Genomic DNA, 1,686 nt, shown 5'->3' with positions numbered 1-1,686 from the left:
TTATTTGCATATTTTATACGAATATTATCGGAAATACAAGATTATATATTTATTATAATATAAATTGGAGATGATGGGGTTCGAACCCACGACCCTCACGCTGCCAGCGTGATGCTCTCCCAAACTGAGCTACATCCCCGCCATTAATTTAAAATAAATTTACAAATTATTCTATTATAATTTATCTTTAAAGTCAATGATTGGATTTTAATTATATTTTTTAACTTAAAAGTTTTTTATCTTAAAGTTATAATATAATTCCATCTTGGCAAAGGATATCTTCCCGTTTTTCCGACATTTCTGCCGTTAGCGTCCGTAATTTCCGCTTCCGCGTATAGTATATATCTGCCTCTTGGCAAATAATTAGCTCCCGAAGTCGATGAAGTTCTTCCCGCAAAATAGAATTGAGTTTGAGTTTGTCCGTCTATAACATATATTTTTGGCAAAGAAAATATTAAATCTCTGCTTAAAATATTATAATTATCGTCTATTCTTCTTGCGTAAACTCTGATTCTTGCAAATCTGCCTTGAGGTGGAGTTTTTATAGCCAATGTGATTAATAAAGGATTGTTTCTTGAAGCTACAAATCTGTCGTTATAATTTATGATAAAAGAACTTATCCTAACATTTTGAGTTTGAATATTTGCAGTTTCGGTTGAAGTTGGCGCTATCGAAGTATTGTCGTAAACATAAGGAGAATCGGTTTTTGGAAAAGTATTAACGTTAGGTTTAGCGGGACGAATATCTGGAATATTATTCGTATTAACTTCGTATATTCCGTTATCGTCCAGTTGAATGGAAGAATTCGTATTAATAATATTCGTAATATCGTTAGTATCGGTTAAAGTTATCGTATTATTCGTAGCCAAAAAATCTCTCTCTTCTTTCGTTAAATTATCTCCAAAAATATCGTCCAAATTTGTTGAATCTTCGGAAATATCGTTATTAAACTCGTTGCTGTCAATTCCGTTATTCGATTCAAAATTCAATAAAGCCACTCCGTTACTGTTAAGGACGCTTCTTGTGATAAAAAATCCCGCCACTAAAACGATTAGAACTATTAAAATTATTATAAAAGGTTTTAATTTTGCTTTGATTTCTGACATATTTATATCCTATATTCTAAGTATTTAAAATTATGTTTTATTATTAAATTAATCGGATAAATCAATTTTTTTTTAATCAAAAAATTTATAAGACAATTTTGTCAAAAATAATATTTAATCCCAAAGAAAATTTTTAAGGTCGTTCGACAAATTAATGTCCGACAATTTTTTTAACGCCTTTATTTGTATCTGCCGAACTCTCTCTCGCGTAATATTCAATTCTTTTCCCGTATCTTCCAAAGTTTTAGGTTCTTTTCCATACAAGCCAAATCTATAAATAATTACGGTTCTTTCCCTTTCATTCAAATATTTAAGCGCTTCCGTAATCGTATCTTTTAAATTATCTATAAATAACTTTTGATGAGGAAAAGATAAATTTTTATCTTCTATCAATGAACTAATATCGTTATTATGTAAATTTTTATAAGAAGAACTTGTAGTTAAAATTTCATGCGTAAACATCGTTATAGATTCCAATATTTTTCTGTCTATATTCATTTCTTTTGCTATATCTTCAATAGTAGGTTCTCTACTTAATTTCTGAGTTAAGTATTTTGATATTTTTGCGCTTTTTTTAATT

At 29.1% G+C, this 1,686-nt stretch carries 2 protein-coding genes and 1 tRNA gene; all 3 read right to left on the bottom strand.

All coding sequences use genetic code 11. The annotated features are described in order from the left end of the window. Nucleotides 1-65: 65 nt before the first annotated feature. Nucleotides 66-139: transfer RNA gene (locus EZH24_RS11330), tRNA-Ala, on the bottom strand. Between the two features lie 97 nt (nt 140-236). Next, nucleotides 237-1,106 carry a hypothetical protein gene (locus EZH24_RS11325; RefSeq protein ID WP_137999207.1) on the bottom strand — a complete coding sequence of 290 codons (870 nt, stop codon included), beginning with the start codon at nt 1,104-1,106 and terminating at the stop codon, nt 237-239. Between the two features lie 114 nt (nt 1,107-1,220). After that, a partial coding sequence (locus tag EZH24_RS11320) for a sigma factor-like helix-turn-helix DNA-binding protein (RefSeq protein WP_272897899.1) occupies nt 1,221-1,686 on the bottom strand: 466 nt, incomplete at its 5' end.

The sequence above is a fragment of the Brachyspira catarrhinii genome, assembly GCF_005518285.1.
Taxonomy (GTDB): Bacteria; Spirochaetota; Brachyspiria; order Brachyspirales; family Brachyspiraceae; genus Brachyspira; species Brachyspira catarrhinii.
The sequence above is the reverse complement of the archived record's forward strand: the minus strand, read 5'-3'. Positions and strand labels throughout refer to the sequence as shown.